25 protein-coding genes are annotated in these 21,906 nt (G+C 64.7%); 16 read left to right on the forward strand and 9 right to left on the reverse strand.

Annotated features, from left to right (window positions below; genetic code table 11):
- The first annotated feature begins 41 nt into the window (after positions 1-41).
- From FJ988_RS23180 to FJ988_RS23200, 5 genes are all read left to right on the forward strand, one after another.
- Positions 42-731: a CvpA family protein gene (locus FJ988_RS23180; RefSeq protein WP_140820662.1), complete on the forward strand. Its 690-nt coding sequence runs from the start codon at positions 42-44 to the stop codon at positions 729-731.
- Between the two features lie 122 nt (positions 732-853).
- On the forward strand, positions 854-2,335 hold the full coding sequence (gene purF, locus FJ988_RS23185; protein WP_140820663.1) for an amidophosphoribosyltransferase: 1,482 nt from the start codon (positions 854-856) through the stop codon (positions 2,333-2,335).
- 21 nt (positions 2,336-2,356) lie between these two features.
- Positions 2,357-3,100, forward strand: coding sequence for an SDR family NAD(P)-dependent oxidoreductase (locus tag FJ988_RS23190; protein ID WP_140820664.1), 744 nt, complete (start codon positions 2,357-2,359; stop codon positions 3,098-3,100).
- A 76-nt stretch (positions 3,101-3,176) separates the two neighbouring features.
- Complete coding sequence (locus tag FJ988_RS23195) at positions 3,177-3,824, forward strand: hypothetical protein (RefSeq protein WP_140820665.1); 648 nt, start codon at positions 3,177-3,179, stop codon at positions 3,822-3,824.
- 243 nt (positions 3,825-4,067) lie between these two features.
- A complete protein-coding gene (locus FJ988_RS23200; RefSeq protein ID WP_140820666.1) occupies positions 4,068-4,292 on the forward strand; it encodes a hypothetical protein in 225 nt (74 codons plus the stop codon).
- Positions 4,293-4,294: 2 nt separating this feature from the next.
- On the opposite strand, the gene FJ988_RS23205 is transcribed toward FJ988_RS23200, so the two are convergent.
- Positions 4,295-4,801 carry an OsmC family protein gene (locus FJ988_RS23205; RefSeq protein WP_140820667.1) on the reverse strand — a complete coding sequence of 169 codons (507 nt, stop codon included), beginning with the start codon at positions 4,799-4,801 and terminating at the stop codon, positions 4,295-4,297.
- 261 nt (positions 4,802-5,062) lie between these two features.
- Here FJ988_RS23205 and aguA point away from each other — a divergent pair, with 261 nt between their 5' ends.
- Together aguA and FJ988_RS23215 are read left to right on the forward strand one after the other, a co-directional pair.
- Complete coding sequence (aguA, locus tag FJ988_RS23210) at positions 5,063-6,169, forward strand: agmatine deiminase (protein ID WP_140820668.1); 1,107 nt, start codon at positions 5,063-5,065, stop codon at positions 6,167-6,169.
- A gap of 92 nt (positions 6,170-6,261) precedes the next feature.
- Complete coding sequence (locus tag FJ988_RS23215) at positions 6,262-7,362, forward strand: polyamine ABC transporter substrate-binding protein (RefSeq protein WP_140820669.1); 1,101 nt, start codon at positions 6,262-6,264, stop codon at positions 7,360-7,362.
- Positions 7,363-7,479: 117 nt separating this feature from the next.
- On the opposite strand, the gene FJ988_RS23220 is transcribed toward FJ988_RS23215, so the two are convergent.
- The gene (locus FJ988_RS23220) at positions 7,480-8,151 is read right to left on the reverse strand and encodes a helix-turn-helix transcriptional regulator (RefSeq protein ID WP_246688645.1); all 672 of its coding nucleotides are present in this window, start codon (positions 8,149-8,151) and stop codon (positions 7,480-7,482) included.
- A 259-nt stretch (positions 8,152-8,410) separates the two neighbouring features.
- Here FJ988_RS23220 and FJ988_RS23225 point away from each other — a divergent pair, with 259 nt between their 5' ends.
- From FJ988_RS23225 to FJ988_RS23250, 6 genes are all read left to right on the forward strand, one after another.
- Positions 8,411-9,913 carry a S10 family peptidase gene (locus tag FJ988_RS23225; protein ID WP_140820671.1) on the forward strand — a complete coding sequence of 501 codons (1,503 nt, stop codon included), beginning with the start codon at positions 8,411-8,413 and terminating at the stop codon, positions 9,911-9,913.
- A gap of 126 nt (positions 9,914-10,039) precedes the next feature.
- Positions 10,040-10,375, forward strand: coding sequence for a carboxymuconolactone decarboxylase family protein (locus FJ988_RS23230; RefSeq protein WP_140820672.1), 336 nt, complete (start codon positions 10,040-10,042; stop codon positions 10,373-10,375).
- On the forward strand, positions 10,372-10,746 hold the full coding sequence (locus FJ988_RS23235; protein ID WP_140820673.1) for a DUF2255 family protein: 375 nt from the start codon (positions 10,372-10,374) through the stop codon (positions 10,744-10,746). Before FJ988_RS23230 ends, FJ988_RS23235 begins: the two co-directional genes overlap by 4 nt.
- Positions 10,747-10,757: 11 nt before the next feature.
- A complete protein-coding gene (locus FJ988_RS23240; RefSeq protein WP_140820674.1) occupies positions 10,758-11,747 on the forward strand; it encodes an aldo/keto reductase in 990 nt (329 codons plus the stop codon).
- A 136-nt stretch (positions 11,748-11,883) separates the two neighbouring features.
- Positions 11,884-12,780 carry a DMT family transporter gene (locus tag FJ988_RS23245; protein WP_140820675.1) on the forward strand — a complete coding sequence of 299 codons (897 nt, stop codon included), beginning with the start codon at positions 11,884-11,886 and terminating at the stop codon, positions 12,778-12,780.
- A 55-nt stretch (positions 12,781-12,835) separates the two neighbouring features.
- Positions 12,836-13,735 carry a DMT family transporter gene (locus FJ988_RS23250; RefSeq protein ID WP_140820698.1) on the forward strand — a complete coding sequence of 300 codons (900 nt, stop codon included), beginning with the start codon at positions 12,836-12,838 and terminating at the stop codon, positions 13,733-13,735.
- 138 nt (positions 13,736-13,873) lie between these two features.
- On the opposite strand, the gene FJ988_RS23255 is transcribed toward FJ988_RS23250, so the two are convergent.
- Entirely contained in the window at positions 13,874-14,725 is an 852-nt protein-coding gene (locus FJ988_RS23255; RefSeq protein ID WP_140820676.1) for a LysR substrate-binding domain-containing protein, read from the reverse strand.
- A gap of 112 nt (positions 14,726-14,837) precedes the next feature.
- Between FJ988_RS23255 and FJ988_RS23260 the strand changes: the two genes are divergently transcribed.
- The gene (locus FJ988_RS23260) at positions 14,838-15,248 is read left to right on the forward strand and encodes a 4-oxalocrotonate tautomerase family protein (protein WP_140820677.1); all 411 of its coding nucleotides are present in this window, start codon (positions 14,838-14,840) and stop codon (positions 15,246-15,248) included.
- 31 nt (positions 15,249-15,279) lie between these two features.
- Here the strand turns inward: FJ988_RS23260 and FJ988_RS23265 are convergent, their stop codons facing one another.
- On the reverse strand, positions 15,280-15,786 hold the full coding sequence (locus FJ988_RS23265) for an RES family NAD+ phosphorylase (RefSeq protein ID WP_140820678.1): 507 nt from the start codon (positions 15,784-15,786) through the stop codon (positions 15,280-15,282).
- Positions 15,783-16,268, reverse strand: a complete 486-nt coding sequence (locus FJ988_RS23270) for an antitoxin Xre/MbcA/ParS toxin-binding domain-containing protein (protein ID WP_140820679.1) — start codon at positions 16,266-16,268, stop codon at positions 15,783-15,785. Before FJ988_RS23270 ends, FJ988_RS23265 begins: the two co-directional genes overlap by 4 nt.
- Before the next feature lie 166 nt (positions 16,269-16,434).
- On the opposite strand from FJ988_RS23270, the gene FJ988_RS23275 reads away from it, so the two are divergent.
- Complete coding sequence (locus tag FJ988_RS23275) at positions 16,435-18,657, forward strand: AMP-binding protein (protein WP_140820680.1); 2,223 nt, start codon at positions 16,435-16,437, stop codon at positions 18,655-18,657.
- 4 nt (positions 18,658-18,661) lie between these two features.
- Here FJ988_RS23275 and FJ988_RS23280 read toward each other — a convergent pair whose 3' ends face one another.
- Both FJ988_RS23280 and FJ988_RS23285 read right to left on the reverse strand, forming a co-directional pair.
- Entirely contained in the window at positions 18,662-19,477 is an 816-nt protein-coding gene (locus FJ988_RS23280) for a phosphatidylcholine/phosphatidylserine synthase (protein ID WP_140820681.1), read from the reverse strand.
- Between the two features lie 3 nt (positions 19,478-19,480).
- Positions 19,481-20,179: a phosphatidylserine decarboxylase gene (locus FJ988_RS23285; protein ID WP_140820682.1), complete on the reverse strand. Its 699-nt coding sequence runs from the start codon at positions 20,177-20,179 to the stop codon at positions 19,481-19,483.
- A gap of 95 nt (positions 20,180-20,274) precedes the next feature.
- Here FJ988_RS23285 and FJ988_RS23290 point away from each other — a divergent pair, with 95 nt between their 5' ends.
- Positions 20,275-21,078, forward strand: coding sequence for a lysozyme inhibitor LprI family protein (locus tag FJ988_RS23290; protein WP_181183642.1), 804 nt, complete (start codon positions 20,275-20,277; stop codon positions 21,076-21,078).
- Positions 21,079-21,153: 75 nt separating this feature from the next.
- Here FJ988_RS23290 and FJ988_RS23295 read toward each other — a convergent pair whose 3' ends face one another.
- Positions 21,154-21,495, reverse strand: coding sequence for an antibiotic biosynthesis monooxygenase (locus FJ988_RS23295; RefSeq protein WP_140820684.1), 342 nt, complete (start codon positions 21,493-21,495; stop codon positions 21,154-21,156).
- Between the two features lie 159 nt (positions 21,496-21,654).
- Positions 21,655-21,906 (reverse strand): transposase (locus FJ988_RS23300; protein ID WP_140820685.1); only part of this gene is annotated, 252 nt, incomplete at its 5' end.

Below are 21,906 nucleotides of genomic sequence, written 5' to 3' on the forward strand. Positions count from 1 at the left end.
GTCCGTCGGACCGTGAACAGAGATCGGAGTGGGGCAAAAACATGCCGATTACGCTGCTTGACGGAATACTCGTCGGCTTCACCCTGGTCTCGGCAATGCTTGCCATGGTGCGCGGCTTTTCTCGCGAAGTGCTGTCGGTGGTTTCCTGGGCAGCGGCTGCAGCGGCGGCGTTCTTCTTCTACAAGCCCGTGCTGCCCTATGTTCAGCCCTATGTCGAGAACGACAAGATCGCCATGGCGGCCTCCGCCGGCGTCGTCTTCATCATTGCGCTGATCGTCGTCTCCGTCATCACCATGAAGCTTGCCGACTGGATCATCGATTCACGCATCGGCGCGCTCGACCGCACGCTCGGCTTCCTCTATGGCGCGGCGCGCGGCATCCTGGTGGTCGCAGTGGCGCTGTTGTTCTTCAACTGGCTGGCCGGCGCCAAGGCGCCAGCCTGGATCGCCAACGCCAAGTCGCGGCCACTGCTCGAGACGATCGGCGCCAAGCTGGAAAGCGTGCTGCCGGAAAACACCGAAGAACTGGTCAACAAATACACGCATAAGGGCGCGCCGCAGGCAGGCGCGCCGGCGACCGGCGACCAGCCAGCGGCCGAGCCGCCGGCCGGCGACGACAATGCGCCGGCGCCCGACGACAGCGAGGGCGACGCCCCGGCCGACAACGAGCCGGCGCCAGCCACACCTGCGCCCGCTCCGGCCCCCGCCCCCGCTCCAGCGCCGGCAAACTGATTGCCGGCCGGGCCTAACGCCGCTTAGGCCTGACTGGCACCGGTTGTGAATGCAAGAAAGCGTGCGTTGCGTTCTGCGAGCGATCGCCCTATATGGCAGCTTTAGCGGAGCTTGAGCACCAGATGGCAGACTCAACGGCAGATAGAGGCAATGTCCTTTCCGCCGAGGCTGACGATCATTTCCACGACGAGTGCGGCGTATTCGGCATCTTCGGCCGGCAGGACGCGTCTGCCATCGTCACACTCGGCCTGCACGCCCTGCAGCATCGAGGCCAGGAAGCCGCCGGCATCGTCTCTTATGACGGCAGCCAATTCCACGTCGAACGCCATGTCGGCCTGATCGGCGACACCTTCACCAAGCAGAATGTGCTGGACCGCCTGCCCGGCAATCGCGCCATCGGCCACACTCGCTATGCCACAACCGGCGGCGCCGGCCTGCGCAACATCCAGCCCTTCTTTGCAGAGCTCGCCGAAGGCGGCCTGGCGGTGGCCCATAACGGCAACCTCACCAATGCGCTCACCGTGCAGCGTACGCTGCAGAAGCAGGGCTCGATCTTCTCCTCGACCTCCGACACCGAGACGCTGCTGCATCTGGTCGCGACCAGCAAGCAGCGCGACCTCAACTCGCGCTTCATCGAGGCCGTGCGGCAGGTCGAAGGCGCCTTCTCGCTGGTGGCGATGACCGCCAAGAAGATGATCGGTTGCCGCGATCCGCTGGGCATCCGGCCGCTGGTGCTGGGCGATCTGGACGGTGCCTGGATCCTCGCCTCCGAGACCTGCGCGCTCGACATCATCGGCGCCCGCTTCGTGCGCGACATCAAGCCCGGCGAGATGGTGGTCGTCACCTCCAAGGGCATCGAGAGCATCTTCCCGTTCGAGCCGCAGAAGACGCGCTTCTGCATCTTCGAATATGTCTATTTCGCGCGGCCGGATTCCTCGGTCGAAGGCCGCAACGTCTATGATGTCAGGAAGCGCATCGGCGCCGAGCTTGCGCAGGAAAATCCCGTCGAGGCCGATATCGTCGTGCCGGTGCCGGATTCCGGCACACCGGCGGCGATCGGCTTTTCCCAGGCCGCGGGCATTCCCTTCGAGCTCGGTATCATCCGCAACCACTATGTCGGCCGAACCTTCATCCAGCCGGGCGATTCCATCCGCCACATGGGCGTGAAGCTCAAGCACAACGCCAACCGCCGCATGATCGAAGGCAAGCGTGTGGTGCTGGTCGACGACTCGATCGTGCGCGGCACCACCAGCCAGAAGATCGTGCAGATGGTGCGCGACGCCGGCGCCAAGGAAGTGCATATGCGCATCGCCTCGCCGCCGACCAGTGCATCCTGCTTCTATGGCGTCGACACGCCGGAAAAGTCGAAGCTCTTGGCATCGCGCATGTCGGTCGAGGAGATGGCCGAGTTCATCCGCGTCGATTCGCTCGGCTTCCTGTCGATCGACGGGCTCTACCGCGCCGTCGGCGAGGCTGGCCGCGACAACGAGCAGCCGCAATTCTGCGACGCCTGCTTCACCGGACAGTACCCCACCCGCCTGCTCGACTTCGAAGGCCACGACAATGTGCGCACGCTGTCGCTGCTGGCGTCGAGCGGCTCTTAAGCACTCCACGGACATTCTTGCATGACCCTCGACCTTTCGGGCCGCGTCGCGGTCGTCACCGGCGCCTCGCGCGGCATCGGCTATTTCCTTGCCCGTGAACTGGCGGCTGCCGGCGCGCATGTGATCGCGGTGGCGCGCACCGTCGGCGGGTTGGAAGAACTCGACGACCAGATCAAGGCCGACGGACGTGGACAGTCGACACTGGTGCCGCTCGATCTTGCCGACATGGCCGGCATCGACCGCCTCGGCGGCGCCATCCATGAGCGCTGGGGCAAGCTCGATATCCTGGTTGCCAACGCCGCCGTGCTCGGCGTGATCTCGCCGATCGGCCATGTCGAGGCCAAGACCTTCGAGAAGGTGATGAACATCAACGTCACCGCGACATGGCGGCTGATCCGCTCCGTCGATCCGCTGCTCAGGCTCTCCGACGCCGGCCGCGCCATCATCATGTCCGCCAATTCGGCCCATTCGGCGCGTCCCTTCTGGGCGCCCTATGCGGCGTCCAAGGCTGCGGTCGAGACCATGATGCGTTCCTGGGCGCATGAGACCGAGAGCCTGCCGCTGAGGGTCAACGCCGTCGATCCGGGCGCAACCCGCACCGCGATGCGCGCGCAGGCGATGCCCGGCGAGGATCCGGAAACCCTGCCGCATCCTTCGGAGATTGCCAGGCGCATCGTGCCGCTGGCCAGCCCGGAACTGAAGGAGACGGGCCTGATCTTCCAGGCCAAGCAAAACCGCTTCGTCGCCTATCGGCAGCCGGAATAAGCAAGGTTCGCGACGGATTAAACCGCCCTCCGGCAACGTTCTTCGAATGTAGGACATTCGAAACCGGAGGACCGACATGCGCAGACTTCTTCTCGTCGCCGCCACCGCCACCGCCACTGCCGCCGCGCTCGCGGCCACAGCCGGCACTGCCCTCTCGCAAGACGCCAAGATGAGTTTCTTCGTCACCAGCGTCGGCTCCGGCAAAGGCGCCGACCTCGGTGGCCTGAAGGGCGCGGATGCGCATTGCGCGTCGCTGGCGGAAGCGGCAGGCATCACCGGCAAGACCTGGCACGCCTATCTCTCCTCCAGCGCCGAGGATGCGCGCGACCGTATCGGCAAGGGTCCGTGGTTCAACGCCAAGGGCGAGAAGATCGCCGACGACGTCGCCTCGCTGCACGGCGATGCCAATGGCATCACCAAGCAGACAGCGCTCGATGAGAAGGGCGAGGTCGTGAATGGCCGCGGCGACAAGCCGAACCGCCACGACATATTGACCGGTTCGAAGCCCGACGGCACCCGGCTCGCCGACCAGACCTGCGGCGACTGGACGATGAGCGGCGCGGAGGGTGCGGCGATGATGGGCCATCACGACCGCACCGGCCTCGACGATTCGGCGGCGGCGAAATCGTGGAATTCCTCGCACGCCTCGCGCGGCGGCTGCAGTCAGGAGGCACTCAAAGGCACCGGCGGCGACGGCCTCTACTACTGCTTTGCGGCCGAATGACCGCTGGCGACTAAAGCGCGTCGCGCTGAAACGGATTCAGGCGACGCGCTTTAGGTCTTTGTCTTTTATGCACGTCGTTGCCGCAAAATCGCTGCACACTTTGCGCGACATGCATTTAGAGCGCTCCGTTCACGGGTCTGTGATGACCCGAGGGGGCGCTCTCTTGCCGCCCTGCTTTCGCCTTGTGGTAGGAGTTGCTAGAACCGATCCGACTCCGACATTTGAGCAAAGCGAGGAATTCCCATGGCTGCCACCCCCAGCGTAGCGTTGGTCTGGTATCTGGTGATCGCCGGCCCGCAGGGCGGCATGGTGGTGCTGCCAAGCACCTTCGACACCCGCGAACAATGCACCAACGCGATCACCGAATACCAGAAGCAGCCGACGCCGGCCGGCTGGGCCGTGAATTGCGTGCCGAGCGCCTCGCCGTTCACCGATGAAGGGGACGCCGAGGAGCCCGCGGCGCAGTAGCGTCAGCGCCTTGCGCTCACGCTCAGCTTTGGCTTGCTGTTGATCGTCTGGAACACCACGCAGTAGCGCTCGGTGAGCTTCAACAGCGAATCGATGCGCTGCTGCGGCTCGTCGGTATCGAGGGCAAATTTCAGCCTTATCTCCCGAAAACCGACCGGCGCGTCCCGGGCCACACCCAGCGTGCCGCGGAAATCGAGGTCGCCCTCGGCCTCGACCGTGGCGTTGCCGAGCTTGAACTCCAGCGCCGTCGCCACCGCTTTCAGCGTCACGCCGGCGCAAGCGACCAAAGCCTCGAGCAGCATGTCGCCGGAGCAGAGCTCGAGGCCGGAACCGCCGGTGGCCGGATGAAGTCCGGCGACCGCCAGCGCCCTGCCCGTCTCCACCTTGCAGGCGATCGACTGGTCGTCGAGCGTGCCGCGAGCGCGTAGCGTGATCAGCGCCCTGGCGGCATCGTCGCGATAGGCGTCCTTCAGCGGAGCTTGCATGGCCTTGAGTGCGGCGGAGTCCATTGCCTGTCCTTTTCGTTCACTGCTTCCTGTTTCGGCATCCGCCGCCGGCCGAGATTTGCCTCGATTGGCCAGGAAGGCAACGCATTTATCCCTGCCGCCGTTCCTGCCCAGGTCTGCATCGTTGAAGGGGCGGCGAACGATCTTGCCTCCTTGGTTCCTGGCATCCGAGAGTACACCCCATCCCAAATGGGACATTGACGGACAACATCTCGAAAACGTCTGATCCGCACGAAAGTCGTCTGCAATCTTCCGGTGCCGCACATGCCATGTACCCTATCTACGAAGCCGAAACAGGACGGATTTCGCGCGCCCGGCGAGTTCGAGCCCAAATCGGGTTGTTGGCTGATCTGGCCGGAGCGGCCGGACACATGGCGCCTCGGCGCCAAACCGGCGCAGACGCTGTTTGCCAATGTCGCCGCGGCGATCGCGCAAAGCGAGCCGGTGACGGTGGCGGCATCCGGCCGGCAGTGGCAGAACGCCAGGGCCAGGTTGCCCGACCATGTGCGGGTGGTCGAAATGTCCACCAACGATTCCTGGCTGCGCGACAGCGGGCCGAATTTCGTGGTCAACGATCAAGGCGCGGTGCGCGGCGTCGACTGGACCTTCAACGCCTATGGCGGGTTCGACGGCGGGCTCTACGCGCCCTGGGACCTGGACGATTTGGCGGCGCGAAAAGTGCTCGAAATCGAGCGGATGGATCGCTATCGCGCGCCGCTGATCGCCGAGGGCGGAGGCCTGCAGTGCGACGGCCAGGGCACGCTCATCACGACGGAGCAATGCCTGCTCAATCGAAATCGCAACGCCCATCTCGGCAAGGCCGAGGTGGAGCGGCAACTGGGCGATTATCTAGGCGTCGACACGATCATCTGGCTGCCGCGCGGCTTCGCCTTCGACGAGACGGACGGCCATGTCGACGATGTCTGCTGCTTCGTGCGGCCGGGCGTGGTCGTGCTGAGCTGGACCGACGATCGCGATGACCCGCAATATGAGATCGTGCGCGAGGCCGAGGAGGTGCTGCGCTCGGCCCGTGACGCGCGTGGCCGCGCCCTCGAGGTGCATCGGCTGCCGCATCCCTTGCCGATCGAGATGACGCCGGAAGAAAGCGAAAGCGTCGACCGGCTCGATTCGACCTGGGCGCGCCCGGCCGGCAACCGGATCGCCGCGAGCTACATCAACTACTATCCGGGCAACGGCGTCGTGGTCGTGCCGGAGTTCGGCTCCGATCTCGACGTGAAGGCGAAGGCAAAGCTGGCCGAGCTGTTCCCCGACCACAAAATCGTCGGCATCGAGAACTCGCGCGAGATCCTGCTGGGCGGCGGCAATGTCGCCTGCATCACCTTGCCGGTCTATGCGCCGCAACGACGCTGAGGGACGAAGCCCGACGGCCGAACCGGGGGCGAAAGGCAGAACGGAGGCTGCGCGATCCTCAGCGCCAGCCTGAAGCAAGAAGGAGGACAATCATGCGCGCACTGATCCCGTCAATCCTGGTCGCCGGGCTTGCCTGCGGCATCGCCGGCACTGCCTCGGCGGATGAGGAAATAGTCGTCAACGTCTACAACTGGTCGGACTACATCGCGCCGGACACGGCCGAGAAGTTCGAGAAGGAGACAGGCATCAAGGTCCGCTACGATGTCTATGACGGCAACGAGGTGCTCGAGACAAAGCTGCTCACGGGCGGCTCGGGATATGACGTGGTCTATCCTTCGGCCTATCCGTTCCTGAAGAACCAGGTGAAGGCCGGGGCTTTTCTGGAACTCGACGGATCGAAACTCGCAAACCACGCAAAGATCGATCCGCAAGCCCTTTCGCTGATCGGGGGCGCCGACCCGCAAAACAAGCATGCCGTGCCCTACATGGCCGTCACCGACGGCATCGGCTACAACGTCGCCGCGGTCAAGCAGCGGCTGCCGGACGCGCCGACGAATTCCTTCGCCATGGTCTTCGACGTCGACGTGGTCAAGAAGCTCTCCGATTGCGGGGTGGCGATGATCGACGCGCCGGCTGAAGTCATCCCGATGGCGCTGAGTTATCTTCATGTCGACCCGCGCTCGACCAGTCCCGACGACCTCGCCAAGGTCGAGGAACTGATGGCCAAGGTGCGGCCCTACATCCGCTATTTCCACTCCTCGAAATACATCAACGACCTGGCCAACGGCGACATCTGCGTCGTGCTGGGCTGGTCGGGCGACATACTTCAGGCGAGGACGCGTGCCGCCGAATCCGCCAAGAAGCCGGAGATCGCCTATTCCATTCCGAAAGAAGGCACACTCATCAACTACGATACGATGGCGGTGCCGAAGGATGCGCCGCATCCCGACAACGCCATGGCCTGGATCAACTTCAACCTGCGGCCCGACATCGCCGCGGCCAATTCCAGCTATGTCTCCTACGCCAACGCGATACCGGAGTCCCTGCCGCTGATGGACAAGGCGATCGCCAGCGACCCCGGCGTCTTTCCTCCCGACGACGTGAAGGCCAAGTTGTTCGTGGTCAACAACAGCGACGCAAAGCTGCTGCGGTCGCAAAACCGCATGTGGACGCGCGTGGTGACGGGTCAGTAGCGCCGGCGCGAGATATCAGAGCAATTCCAAGAAAAGTGTGAAACGGTTTTCCGTCCGGAATTGCGTAAAAACAAAGAGATAGAGCAGTTCGGCAATTCTGTGAAACGCTGAACCGCTCTAGTCGCGCACGACTTCGCGAATTGCCGCCAGCAACTCCACCTGCGAGTGCACGCCGAGCTTGCGGTAGACCTGCTTGATGTGATTTCGGGCAGTGCCGGGCGAGATGGAAAGGCTCCGCGCGATGGTCTTGGCATTGCCACCCTCGATCAGGTGCCGCGCGATCTCGCCCTCGCGTGGGCTCAGCCCCGACCGCGCGACCTCGATTGCCCCGCCCTTGTCCCGAAGGCGACACAGGTGAAACAACTTCTCCAGGATGAGCCTGGTCGCGCCGCCCGCGGCGCTGGCGAGCGCCAGATCCCGCTCGCCGAAGGGCGGTTCCCCATTGCGCCGCAGAAAGGTGACATAGCCGGCCGTCAGCCTGTCGAGATTGAACACTCCGGTTATCTCGTCGAAGCTGTCGGAGGGGCCGTAGAACTCGCGATAATAGGGCGAAAGCTGGAAATCGCGGTTGCGGAGGGCCGATAGCGGCAGCAGAAAATCCTGCCGGGTGCTGGCGAAGCGCTGGAAGAAGGGATCCAGCCGGTAGACACCGGCATCATAGTCGCGGTTCCAGCGGTCGGGGCCGGCGTCGTCGATCGTCAGGGAGCTGATGTCACGGCGATAGAAGCCGACATAGACGCGATCGGAGCCGACCAATATGCCCGCCGCAGCGGTGAAGCGAGCCGACAATTCCTCGGGCGTCGCGGCACCGGCCGCGGCGGCGACGCCGCCGCTCCAGCTTGCAAACCGGTCGAGGGAAAAATTCGAGAGCATTCGCGCCTAGCGTAGCGCATGCCGCCGCAAGTTCAACATGGCGAATGCCGGTGATACTGGCGGAATGGGCGCGTAATACAATTTGGCGACGCCGGACCGCCGACCATCCGTCATTCTCTTTGACTTCGGTCGCTCCGGCCATACTTTGGCGGGAGTCGTTCCGACCGGAGGTGTCATGCGGCCCACTTTGAAACTCGCTCCCCTCGCCCTCCTTGCGCTCGCCGCCTTCGCCCAACCGGCCTTCGCCGAGGCACCCGAGCGCCCCGCCCCCGAAGGCGGCGTGCTGTCGTTGTTGCCGGCGCCGCAGGTGACCGAGCATTCGATCACGCTTGGCGGGCGCAAGCTGGATTACCAGGCCAAGGCCGGCACGCTGTCGCTCTTGTCCGGCAAGGGCGATGTCACCGCCGAGATCTTCTATGTCGCCTACACGCAGCAGTCGTCCGCCGCGGCGAAGGATCGGCCGATCACTTTCGTCTTCAATGGCGGCCCCGGCGCGGCATCGGCCTATCTGCATCTCGGCGCCATCGGGCCGCGCATCGTCCAGACCTCCACCGACGGCGAATTCCTGCCGCCGCCGCAAAAGCTCATCGACAATCCCGACAGCTGGCTCGACATGAGCGACCTCGTCTTCGTCGACCCGGTCGGCACCGGCTACAGCCGCGAGGCGCCGGGGCATGAAGGCAAGGAGTTCTGGGGCGTCGAGGCGGACGCCTCTTCGATCGGTGCCTTCGTCCGCCTCTACCTGGCGCAGAACGGCCGCACCGGGTCGCCGCTTTATCTGGCCGGCGAAAGCTATGGCGGGTTTCGTGCGGCACTGCTTTCGCGCACGCTGCAGGAGGATGTGGGCCTCACGCCCAGCGGCATCGTGCTGATCTCGCCGGCGCTCGAGTTCATGCTGGTGCGACCGGACCAGTTCGACCAGTTGCACTGGGCGCTCGAACTGCCCTCGCTGGCGGCGGCGAAACTGCAGGCGGACGGCGTCAGCGGCGATGCGCTGCGTGACAAGCTTGCCGATGTCGAGCGCTATGCGCTCGGCGACTATCTCAGCGCGCTGAACAGCGGGCTGGAGCAAGGCGGCAAGCTGGCGAGTGAGCGCGTGGCCCAGATCACCGGCCTGCCGCTCGATCTCGTGAAGCGCAATTTCGCCCGCATGCCGGTCGGGCTTTTCGCGAAGGAATTCCAACGCGCCAAGGGCAAGGTGCTCAGCCCTTACGACGCCACTGTCGCCGGCGTCGACATTGCGCCGGAGAGCGACCGCGACGCCGGCCCCGACCCGGTGCTCGACCGCAGCGTGCCGGCGCTCACCTCGGCCTTCGTCGCCTATGCGCGCGACGAGTTGAATTACCACACCGATGTCAGCTACCGGCTGCTCAGCGGCGAGGTCGGCCACAATTGGGATTACGGCATCGGCGGGCAAGGCTATGCCGGCGTCATGGACGATCTGCAGCGGGCGCGCGCGCTGAACCCCGCGCTCGGCGTCGTCATCGTCAACGGCTACACCGACCTGGTCACGCCCTATCTCGGCTCGCGCTATCTGGTGAACCAGATCCCCTCGCTTGCCGGCGCCAAACCGATACGGCTCGATGTCGTGGAGGGCGGCCACATGATGTATCTCAGGCCCGACGGAAGGCGCGCGCTGAAGGAGGCGGCCTCGGAACTCTACCAAGCGACGCAATAGGCGTCGCCGGCAGGCCTCCAACGGCGCGATTTATCGCCCTACACGATAAGCTCAATCTGTTTCCACCGGCTAATCGCATAATCGGCGAAGGCCTATCTTTGTTCGCAAGACAAGGAGCAAGGCCCAATGGAAACGACGAAGCAAGAACCGACCAACGCGCGCCAGGCTTTCGGCGATCTCGCCCCTCACCTGGCCGATATCACCGACAAGGTGCTGTTCGGCGATGTCTGGGAACATCCGGGCCTGTCGCCGCGCGACCGCAGCCTGGTGACGATCACCAGCCTGATCTCGCTCTACCGCCTCAACGAGATGCCGTTCCACCTGAAGCGGGCGTTGGAGAATGGCGTGACCCGCGACGAGATCATCGCGGCGATCACCCACCTCGCCTTCTATGCCGGCTGGCCGCCGGCAATGAGCGCGCTGCAGGCTGCCCGCAAGGTTTTCGACGAGGCTCAACAATGATGGCCTGGGCTCGAGACGAATTGGAAAAGATCGCGGGTGCCGACGACCTGCACATCTCGCCGCTCCGCGAGGACGGCAAGACCCATGGAACCCCGACCTGGATATGGTCGGTGGCGGTGGACGGCGGGCTTTTCGTGCGCGCCTATAATGGACGCAATTCCCGCTGGCACCGGGCAGCCATGCGGCAGAAAGCCGGCCGCGTCATCGCCGCCGGGCTGACAAAGGACGTCGCCTTCGAGCCTGTCGAAGGAGCGATGAACGACCGCATCGATGCGGCCTACCGGGCCAAGTATCGCGGCAGCCCTTATCTCGGACCCATGATCGGCGACCGCGCGCGCGACGCGACGGTCCAGATCACCCCAATCGATTGAAGGAGACGGCAATGCAGAAACGCAAACTGGGCCAAGGCCTTGAAGTATCGGCGCTTTCGCTCGGCGCCATGGGTTACGGCAAATCGCGCGATATCCCCGATCGCAAGGAGATGATCGGCGTGCTGCGCGCCGCGGTCGATCTCGGCATGGACTTCTTCGATACAGCCGAAGTCTACGGCCCATGGACGAATGAGGAGATGGTCGCCGAGGCCTTCGCCGGAATGCGCGACAAGGTCAAGATCGCCACCAAGTTCGGCTGGAACATCGACCAGGCCACCGGAGAGCATCGCGGCGGCGTGAACAGCAAGCCGGCCCAGATCCGCAGCGCCGTCGAAGGCAGCCTGCGTCGCCTGAAGACCGATCATATCGACCTCTACTACCAGCACCGCGTCGATCCTGACGTGCCGATGGAAGAGGTGGCGGGCACGGTCGCCGACCTGATTTCGCAGGGCAAGGTCCGCTATTTCGGACTGTCGGAGGCGGGCGCGCAATCCATACGCCGCGCCCATGCCGTGCAGCCGCTCGCCGCGCTCCAGAGCGAATACTCGCTGTGGACGCGCGAGCCGGAAACCGAGATCCTGCCGACGCTGGAAGAGCTCGGCATCGGCCTTGTGCCGTTCAGCCCGCTCGGCAAAGGTTTCCTGACCGGCACGATCGACGCCGGCACCAACTTCAACGACCTCGATTTCCGCAACAAGATCCCGCGCTTCTCAGCCAATGCGCGGCAGGCCAACCAGGCGCTGGTCGATCTGATCCGCAAGATCGGCGAGCGGCATCAGGCCACCCCCGCACAGGTGGCGCTGGCATGGCTGCTGGCCAAAAAAACCTGGATCGTTCCGCTGTTCGGCACGCGCAGGCGCGAGCGGCTGGAGGAAAACATCGGCGCGCTCGCCGTCGAGTTGACGCCGCATGATCTGCGGGACATCGAAGCCGCCAGCCGGACAATCGCGATCAAGGGCGACCGCTATCCGCCGGAGATGATGGCGCATGTCGGGCTTTAGCCGCCCGCGCCGCCTGTGATGCTGCGCCAACGCAAGCACCGCGCTGGAGTAGCGCAGCCCTTGCTTTCGACCGTATAGCAGGCTTGGCGGTTCGGCTGGGGCGGAGCCGCCCCCACGCAAAGCAAGCCTATAGCTCATGGCCGATGTCGTCATCCTCGAAAGCCGCGAAAGGGTGCTGGCCGGCATCCTATTCACGGCGGCCGCCTACTTCCTGTTTTCGGCGCAGGATGCCTCGATCAAGCTTCTGGTCGCCGGCATGAGCGTGTGGCAGATCATGTTCTTCCGCTCGATCACCGTGCTCGTCGCCTGCGGTGCCATCGGCGGCAGGCGGCTGTTTGCCGATACGATCGCCTCGCCGATCGTCAGGCCGATGCTGGTGCGCAGCGCCTTCACGCTGGCGGCGTGGCTCTGCTACTACAATGCCGCGCGTTCGCTGCAGCTCGCCGAACTCACCACCATCTATTACGCGGCCCCCATCATCGTCACCGTGCTGTCGGTGCTGATCCTGGGCGAGAGGGTGCCGCTGCTGCGCTGGATCGCGGTGTTCATCGGTTTCATCGGCGTCTTCATCGCCTGCGATCCGACGCGGCTCGGCATCTCCCTCCCGGTGCTGCTGGTGCTGGCGGCGGCGGTGTTTTGGGGCATCGCCGTGGTGCTGATGCGCAAGACCGCCATACAGGAGCGCACGACCATCCTGCTGGTGCTCAACAATTTCTATTTCCTGCTGTTCTCCGCCGTACCGGCGCTTTTGTGGTGGCACATGCCGGACGCCACGCAGCTCCTGCTGCTCATCGGCGTCGGCGGGCTCGGCGGCCTGGCGCAATACATGCTGTTCGAAGGCATGAAGCGCGCGCCGGTGTCGATCGTGGCGCCCTTCGAGTACACCTCGCTGGTGTGGGCCTTCGCGCTGGGCTACGCCATCTGGAGCGACGTGCCGCGCGCTGAGGTGTTCGCGGGCGCGGCCTTAATCATCGGCGCCGGCCTGCTGGTGGTCGGCAACGAACGTTTTCGCAAGCGGAGCGAGGCCTCATGACAGAAGGCTGTCAGCAGCGGGGACATAGTCTGACGCCATGACGGATACGCTCGACATGCCCGAAAAGCTTCAGTCCCCCGCCGCCAAGCTCGCGGCAGAGCGGACGCTCGGCATCGTGCTGGTATCGGCCTCAGCCATCGCCTTCGCGCTGACCGGCGTTTTGACCAAATCGATCCATGCCGATCCGCTGACCATTACATGCTGGCGCGGTTTTTTCGGCTCGATCCTCATCACCCTTTATGTGCTGTGGCGCCGCCGCCGTTCGGATGGGCGCGAGAGTCTGCGGCTCGGCTGGCGCGGCTGGCTGCTGGCCATCGAGGGCGCAGCGGCCAGCATCGCCTTCATCTCGGCGTTCAAATACACTTATGTCGCCAATGTCGCGGTGATCTATGCCACGTCGCCCTTCATCGCCGCCCTTCTCGCCTTCCTCCTGGTGCGCGAGAAAATCCGGCTGCAGACCATGCTTGCGGCTTGTGTCTCGCTGTGCGGCGTCGCCATCATGGTCGGCACCGGCCTCGGCAACGGCCATCTGTTCGGCGACGGGCTGGCGCTTTTGATGACCGCCGGCAGCGCGCTCTACATGATCATGGTGCGCGCTTTTCGCGACTCGCCGGTGGTCTGGGCGGGCGCCGTCTCGGCCTTCCTGCTCTTCGTGCTCGGGTGGTTCGTCACCGATCCGCTGGCGGTCTCGGCCCGCGACGTCGTGCTGCTCGCCGCCTTCGGCTGCTCCTTCGCCATGGCCTCGATCTTGTGGACGGAAGGCTCGCGTCTCATTCCAGCCGCCGAAGCCGGCCTGCTCGGCTCGGCCGAAGTGCCCTTCGCCATCCTGTTCGCGCTGGTTTTCCTCGGCGAGATACCGCCAATGGCCAGCATCATCGGCGGCGCCATCGTGCTTTGCGCGGTTTTCGCCCATGCCGGACGCGATTGGACGAAGGCGAAATCGGCGCGGTCGTAAAATTATTTTGCCAGTCACGGAACCATCATCCGACTCAGGCATTGTTAGCTCGACGGGTCACCCCCCCAAGTCCCCCCAAACCCCTCGACCCGTCTGACTAGAAGCCGACCTGCAAAATGGTCGGCTTTTTCTTTGCCCTTAAGGCACTGCCAGATCGGCACCGAGCAGCTCCGCCAGATCTCGCGCCGGGCGGGGCGCTTCGCGGCCGAGCCGGATGGCGAAGTCGGCCATCGGCAGCTGCGGCAGGTCGAGCTCGTAGGGTGCTTCCACAATGCCAGAATGAGCAAAGCGCCGCGTGCGCGGCGTCAGCGCGATGCCGGCATTGACCGCGCTGCGCAGGCCGGCAAGGCTGGCGCTGCCGGCGGCGATGCGATAGCGGCGGCCGGCGGCATCGAGCGCGTTCAGCGCGGCCTCGCGGAAGCCGCAATAGGGATCGAGCAGCGCCAGCGGCACCGCTTCCTGCCGTGCCGCCAGCCCTTTGTCCGAGCAGAGCCACAGCATCGGCTCGCTGATCAGCGCCACCTCGTCGGGCGACGGCGTCTGGCGCATGGTGATCGCGACGTCGAGCTGCCCCGCTTGCAGCGCCGCGCCGAGCTCCTGCGAGCGGCCGACGCGCAGTTCGATGCGCACGCGCGGATGGCTGGCGGCAAAGGCGCGCAGAAGGTCCGGCAGGCCGTGATCGGCGAAATCCTGCGTGGTGCCGATGGCGATGCGGCCGCCGGCGCGCGCGCCCTTCAGCGCCAGCCAGGCCTCCGTGTGGACGGCAAGGATGCGCCTGGCATGGCAGACAAGGTCCTCGCCGGCCGGCGTCAGGCCGCGCCCCCTGCCCTGCGGCGTGAGCAGCGGCTCGCCGACGATCTCCTCCAGCCGCTGCATCTGCGCGGTCACCGCGGAAGGCGTGCGGCCGACGGCGGACGCCGCCTTGGCCAGCGAGCCGCCATCGACGAAAGCGAGGAAGGTTTTCAGGAGATCGGGATCGAGCGTTTCCATACTTCGACACTATCGAAGCATTTGTCAAAAACAATTCGATTTTTTTGATGCAATGACGATGGCATGGTCTCTCCATCGAAGGCGCGACGCGCCGAACCAAAGGAGAGAAAGGATGCCCATCATCAATGTCAGTGTCACCAGCAAGCCGGACGCCAAGCTGTCCGCTTCCATCGCCATGGAGATCACCGAAATCACCGCCAGGGAGTTGCGCAAGGATCCGACGATCACGGCGGTCGCCGTCAACTACATCGATCCGCAGCATTGGTTCGCCGGCGGCAAGTCGCTGGCCGAGCACGGCACCAACACCTTCTGGCTGGACATCAAGGTCGTCGACGGCACCAACACCAAGCTGGAGCTCGAGGCCTATCTCAGGGCGATCTTCGCCGCTTTCGAGCGGCTGCTCGGCGGCGTGCATGGGGAAAGCTATGCGCTGGTGCACGAAGTGCCGGCGGCCGCCTACGGCTTCGGCGGCAAGAGCCAGGAGTTCCGCTTCATCAGCGGGAGATTGAAGGCTGCGGCGTAGAGCATTTTGCGTGCCTTCCCCGATCGGGCGGCTATCCCGCAGGAGGATGAAGCCTCGTATCCAGGGCGAAATCCTCCTGGAGATGCAGCCTATAACGGCCGGTCGCCCGTCCAGGGTCGAACACTAGGTTCCAGCTGTGCTGGGATACCGCGCTCGGAATGAGAACGAAGGGATGCTGCGCCAGCAGACCATCGCCGAACTGCTGCTGTCCCGCGCCGGGAATGCCGGGACGCAGCCAGTTGGCGTTCGGAACATCACCCGTTTGCACGACATGGATCTTCGACGGATCGGTGATTTCGAACGCCGTCAACACATGAGGAACGGTATCGAGCGTGCGAAACCCCTTATGGACCGCAACCTCCAGAATGGCGGTCGACGGGTCGACGGACGCATAGACGGCCCTGACGCCTTTGCTGTTCCACCGTCCTCCGAGTTTGAAGGCTCCCTCGCCGCTGTCCCAGCTTGCCTGGAAGCGCTTGTGATCAAGTCTCCAGCCGAGGACTTCTCCCGTTCCAAGAGAACCCGGCAAGGGCGTCACGCGTAGACACCATAGTCGAGCCGCTCGAGGAATTCCTGGACGAGGATAGTGCCCGCCGCCGTGGCCAGGAGATCGATCGGGCGCCGGTTGTCCAAGCCCATGGCGGGCTCGATCATCCATTTCTCCGCCGCTTCCTGAGTGCCAAGAACGGACGTTGCCTTGGTGAGAACCCTGGCGAAATTCCAGGTCCTGGAGCCTTGTTCGCGATTGAGCGTCCTGGAATGATCCGACTTGTGCCGCTGAAATGTCCGCTCGCTCATGCCGAATGCCGCCTCGAAGGCATCCGCATCGATGACGGTCAGTTGCTTGACAAGGCTTTCCAGGGCCTCGCTTGGAATTCCATGCAGGATCATTTCATGCGCTTCGAGCGGGCTGGATATGGAGGATCCAAGGACCTTCGGCCCGCCGAACAAGTCGACCAGCCGTTCGAACTCCGGCTCCATGTGTGGCGCTTCGACAAACCCTGTCGGGAAACTGGCCATATCATTTCTCCGTCACGTGTCACTTTATTTACGACATGTGTCATGGCTTTTCAAGTGGCGATCGAGGCAGGCTTCAGCCCGCATTGACCTTCCCCCGACTTCCGCTACCCTCTGCGGCGAAAGCGGCCGCTCAAGAGCCGCGTCGAGGAGACTGGGAGAGAGCGGCATGATCCTGACCCTGGCGCTGCTGGCGGGCCTCGTCTTTGCCTGGCTGCTGATCGGCGCGATCGAGACCTTCCGGCTCGATTTGCGCTTCACCCAGGCGCTGCTCTATGTGCCGTTCAAGCTCGTCTACCGCATCGCCGACGAGCGCATCCGCATTGCCCGCGCGGCGCAGGCGCCGGTGATCTATGTGGTCTCGCATCAGTCGCGCATCGAGCCGGCGCTGATGCTGTCGCTGCTGCCGGACGACACGCTGCACATCCTCGACGATGCCTCGGCGCGCTCGCCCTGGCTGGAACCATGGCGCGAGATTGGCCGCACGATCGCCTTCAACGCCGAGCATGTCTTCGTCAGCCGACGGCTGGTGCGCGTCTTGAAGGGCAAGGGACGGCTCGCCGTCTATCTGCCTGACGACGTCGAGCCGGACGTGAAATCCTTCCGCCTCTTCCGCGCCATTACCCGCATCGCCATGCAGGCCGACGCCCGCATCGTGCCGATCTTCGTCGCCGGCGCGCGCGACCTGCCGTCGTCGCTGACGCAGAAGGAGAAGGCGCCGCGGCACTGGTTCCCGAGCCTCTCGATCAGCGTGCTGGAGCCGATGACGATTGCCGAACTCGCGGCGCGCAATCCGGACATGGCCTCCAACACCAACGCGCTGTTCGACCGTTTCGCCGAGGCGCGGCTTTTCGGCACCGATCTAGACCGCGGCCTCTTCCTTGCCATGCGTGACGCCGCCGACCGCATCGGTCCGTCACGCCCGATCGTCGAGGACGTGATCTCGGGTTCGCTCAGCTACCGCAAGCTGTTCATCGGCGCCCGCGTGCTCGGCCGCCGCTTCGAGGCGGTGACGGCGCCGGGCGAAGCGGTCGGTGTGCTTTTGCCCAATGCCAACGGCGTGGTGCTGACTTTCGTCGGCCTGATCTCGGCTGGCCGCGTGGCGGCGATGATCAACTACACCGCCGGCCCGGCCAGCGTCACCGCGGCGGTCCGCACCGCCGTCATCCGCACCGTGGTGTCGTCCCGCGCCTTCATCGAGAAGGCGGCCATCGACGACATCGTCGCCGCCGTCGAGGCGGGTGGCGCAAAGATGCTCTGGCTGGAGGATATCCGCGCCGGCGTGACGACGCTGGACAAGGTCGCGGCCGCACTTTTGTGGCGGCTCCCGCTGCAGCGGCAGCAGGCCGCGAAACCGGCGGTGATCCTGTTCACTTCGGGTTCGGAAGGCACGCCTAAGGCGGTGGTGCTGTCCAACCGCAATCTGCTCGCCAATGTCATGCAGGCCGAGGCGCGCGTCTCCGTCTCGCCGGCCGACATCCTGCTCAACGTGCTGCCGGTGTTCCATTCCTTCGGGCTGACCGGCGGCACCATCCTGCCGCTGGTGCTGGGAATAAAGCTGTTCCTCTACCCCTCGCCGCTGCACTACAAGATCATCCCGGAGATCGCGCGCAAGGTGAAGCCGACCGTGATGTTCGGCACCGACACTTTCCTCGCCAACTACGCCCGCACCGCCAAGGACGGCGACTTCTCCAGCCTGCGCTTCGTCGTCGCCGGTGCGGAAGCGGTGAAGCCGGAGACGCGGCGCACCTATCGCGACCGATTCCAGGCTTCCATCGTCGAAGGGTTCGGCCTGACCGAAGCGGCGCCGGTGGTGGCGGTGAACACCGCCATCCATGGCCGCGACGGCAGCGTCGGACGGCCGCTGCCGGCGATCCGCATGAAGCTGGAGCCGGTCGAAGGGATCGCCGAAGGCGGCCGGCTGTGGCTCGATGGACCGAACATGATGATGGGCTATATGACCGCCGACAGGCCCGGCGAGTTGCAGCCGCTGGAAGGCTGGCACGACACCGGCGACATCGTGTCGATCGACCGCGAAGGCTTCGTCACCATCCGCGGCCGGGCCAAACGCTTCGCCAAGATCGCCGGCGAGATGGTGTCGCTGGGCGCGGTCGAGATGCTGGTGCAGTCGCTGTGGCCGGAAGAGCGGCACGCGGCGGTGGCGGTGCCCGACAAGAGGCGCGGCGAGCGCATCGTGCTGGTCACCACCGCCGATGACGCCAACCCGGAAGAGCTGCGCCAGTTCGGCAAGAAGGCGGGTGCAGCGGAACTGATGGTGCCGAACGACATCATCAAGGTGGACGAGATCCCGGTGCTCGGCTCGGGCAAGACGGATTACATCTCGGCGCGCAAGCTGGCGATCGACCGGCTGGGGCTGAGCGCGGCGGCGTAGCGCCCTACCCGATATCCGAAGGCGGCACCTTTTCGCCCTCCAGCCTGGCGCGCTTGGAATAGGCGCGTACCGAGAAGGGCAGGAAAAGCAGATAGCCGGCAACCGACGCCGTCAGCGTGTACCAGGGATAGGTCATCAGGAGCAGGATGTAGAGCACCACGCCGAGGATGACCGGCAGCACCTTGTCGCCCGGCACCTTGACGCTCTTGCCGGAATAGACCGGTAGCCGGCTGACCAGTAGGAAGGCGACCAGCACCGTGAAGCCGGCAGCGATGAAACCCGCCAGACGCGTGGGCTCCAGCCCCAACCGCAGGAAATAAATATAGAGCGGCAGCATGACCAGCACGGCGCCAGCCGGGGCCGGGACGCCGACGAAATACTCGGTCTGCCAGGCCGGCTGGTCGTGATCCTCGGCCAGCACGTTGAAGCGGGCAAGGCGCATGCCGCAGGCGATGGTGAAGAGAAGCGCCGCGATCCAGCCCGGCGATCCAGCGCGGTCGAGCAGGAAGGCGTAGAGCACCAGCGCCGGCGCGACGCCGAAATTGACGATGTCGGCCAGCGAATCCATCTGCGCGCCGAATTTCGATGTCGCCTTCAACATGCGGGCGAGACGGCCGTCGATGCCGTCGAGGAAAGCGGCGAGCAGCACCATCACCACCGCGATCTCGAAACGGTTCTCGAAGGCGAAGCGAATGCCGGACAGGCCGGCGCAGATGGCAAGCACGGTGACCAGATTGGGCAGCACCATGCGCATCGGGATCTCGCGGATGCGCGGGCCGCCGCTGGCGTGGGCCTCGAATTTCTTGAACGGCGCGCCCACCGCTCAGGAAATCCTGACCAGCGGCGTGACCGCCGTGCCGCCGAACTCGGCCAGAACCGTCTCGCCGCCCACCGCCGTCTGGCCGACGGCGACGCGCGGCACGGCGTTCTTCGGCAGGAAGACGTCGACGCGCGAGCCGAAGCGGATCAGCCCAAAGCGCTCGCCGATGGCGATGGCGCCGCCGGTCTCGGCCCAGCAGACGATGCGCCGCGCCACGAAGCCGGCGATCTGAACGGCCGCGATGGTGCCGTTCGGGCTGTCGATGACCAAGCCGTTGCGCTCGTTCTCCGCACTTGCCTTGTCGAGCTCGGCGTTGAGGAATTTGCCGGGCTTGTGCTCGATGCGCGTGATCTTGCCACGCACCGGGGCGCGGTTGATGTGGCAGGAAAAGACGTTCATGAACACCGAGATGCGGGTCATCTCGCCGGAGCCCAGGCCAAGCTCACTCGGCGGCACGGCGGGGCCGACCGCCGAAATCACGCCGTCGGCCGGGCTGACCACCAGGCGGTCGTCGACCGGCGTGACGCGCTCGGGGTCGCGGTAGAAATAGACGCACCAGGCGGTCAGGATCAGGCCGATCCAGAACAGGATCGAGGAAAAATAGCCGAGAAACAGCGTCACCGCACCGAAGACGGCGATGAAGGGATATCCCTCGCGATGGATCGGAACGAACGTATTCTTGACCGAGTCGAGAAGGCTCATCGGGTTTGGGGCGGGTCCCTGTTTCAGGTTGCGCCTCAATAGCGGAAAGCCCCCCTGCCCGCAACGCAACAATGGCGGGGTCGGAAACGGGACGCTTGCCTGCCGGCCTCGTTGCCGCCAGAATTGCCGGCATTGCCGGTTCATGGCGCGAGGAAAAGGCGGGCGGGCCGATGATCTCAAAAGCGGGCAAGGCAGGCCTCGTGGCCGTGCCATTGGCGATGCTGGCGGCGCTGCTGCTGGCGAATGGCGATGCCCGGGCACTGAGCAAGCCATCGTTCGACTGCGCCAAGGCGGCGAGCACGGCGGAAAAAGCCATCTGTGCCGATCCGGCGCTGGCGCAGGCGGATGCCGACGTGGCGAAGAGCTATGCCGCCGCGCTGAAGCTCTTGGACGCCCGCGCCGGCAAGGCGTTGCGCGACGACCAGAGCGATTTCATCCGCTACCGCGACCAGATCGCCGACTTCAACAAGGATACGCCGAAGGACAAGCAAACCGTCGATCTCGCCGAATTCATGCACGATCGCGCCACCTTCCTCGCCGATATCCGCAAGCCGTCGGTTGCCGGCTTCATCGGCACATGGAGCAGCATGCGCGGCACCGTCGAGATCAAAGCCGTAAGCGCCGTCAGGCTCGAAATCTCGGAGGAAGTCGCCGAACCCATCTCGGGCAACGGGTTGTGCGAGATCGGCGGCACGGTCAAGCTTCGCAACGAGCTGCGGCTTGTCGACACCGATGACGACAACAAGCCGACCGGGTTCAGCTTCACATTCCGCCATTCAGGCGACGCGCTGGTCGTGGAGCAGAGCGGCGATGGCAAGGACGGCCGCACGCAACCGCCATCCTGCGGCGCCAACGGCCATGCCGACGGGACTTTCTTTTTGACGGAGCAAAGGAAGTAGCAACGCGATCCAAAATGGTCGCGACGCCCGCACCGACCCCCGTGCGAGCGTCGTGTATCCACGTGAGCCCAAGACCTACAATTCCGGCACGCGCTGGTAGTTGGCGATGTCGGCCTTGACGCCGAGGCGGGCGATCGTCTCCTGCGGGCTGAAGGCGATGCGTTCGTGCGCCGCCTTGACGATCGGCACAACTTTCTCGACCGCCTCCTGGCTTTCCCATTCGACCATGGTGACGATGTTGAACTCGCCAGGGCCTGAGAACTGCTCGAGCACGAAATCGCGCACGAAGCCGTCCTGCCGGCGCAGCAGTTCATGCGTCATGCGGACCTTGCCGAGGATTTCCTCGCGCGCTTCGGCCGGCACGACGAACTTGTCGACCCGGAAGACGCTGCTGGCTTGGTGATTTCTGGTGGTCATTTTTCATCTCCGATTGGGTTTGTTGGCAGGTGGCTCGGAGATGGGTTTGCAAGCTCAAGATAGGTTTAGGTCAAGGGGAATTTTCACGGGGCGCTTCTCCCCCTTCTCCCCTTGTGGGAGAAGGTGTCGCCGAAGGCGACGGATGAGCAACTGTGTTTGTCAGAACCTGTTTGGATTCCAAGGTTCGTTGTTTCGGATCATTGAACTGAGGATGGTCAGGATCTTTCGTGCGACGGCGACGAGGGCGACCTTTGGCTCCTTGCCCCTGGCAATGAGACGCTGGTGAAAGGCCTTGAGGGCGGGATTTGAGCGGCTGGCGGTAAGGGCAGCCATGTAGACCACTGTGCGCACGGCGTGGCGGCCGCCCCAGATCATGCGGCGGCCTTTGAAGGTGCCGCTGTCGAAATCGTA

The sequence above is a fragment of the Mesorhizobium sp. CU3 genome (assembly GCF_006442965.1).
Lineage (GTDB): Bacteria > Pseudomonadota > Alphaproteobacteria > Rhizobiales > Rhizobiaceae > Mesorhizobium.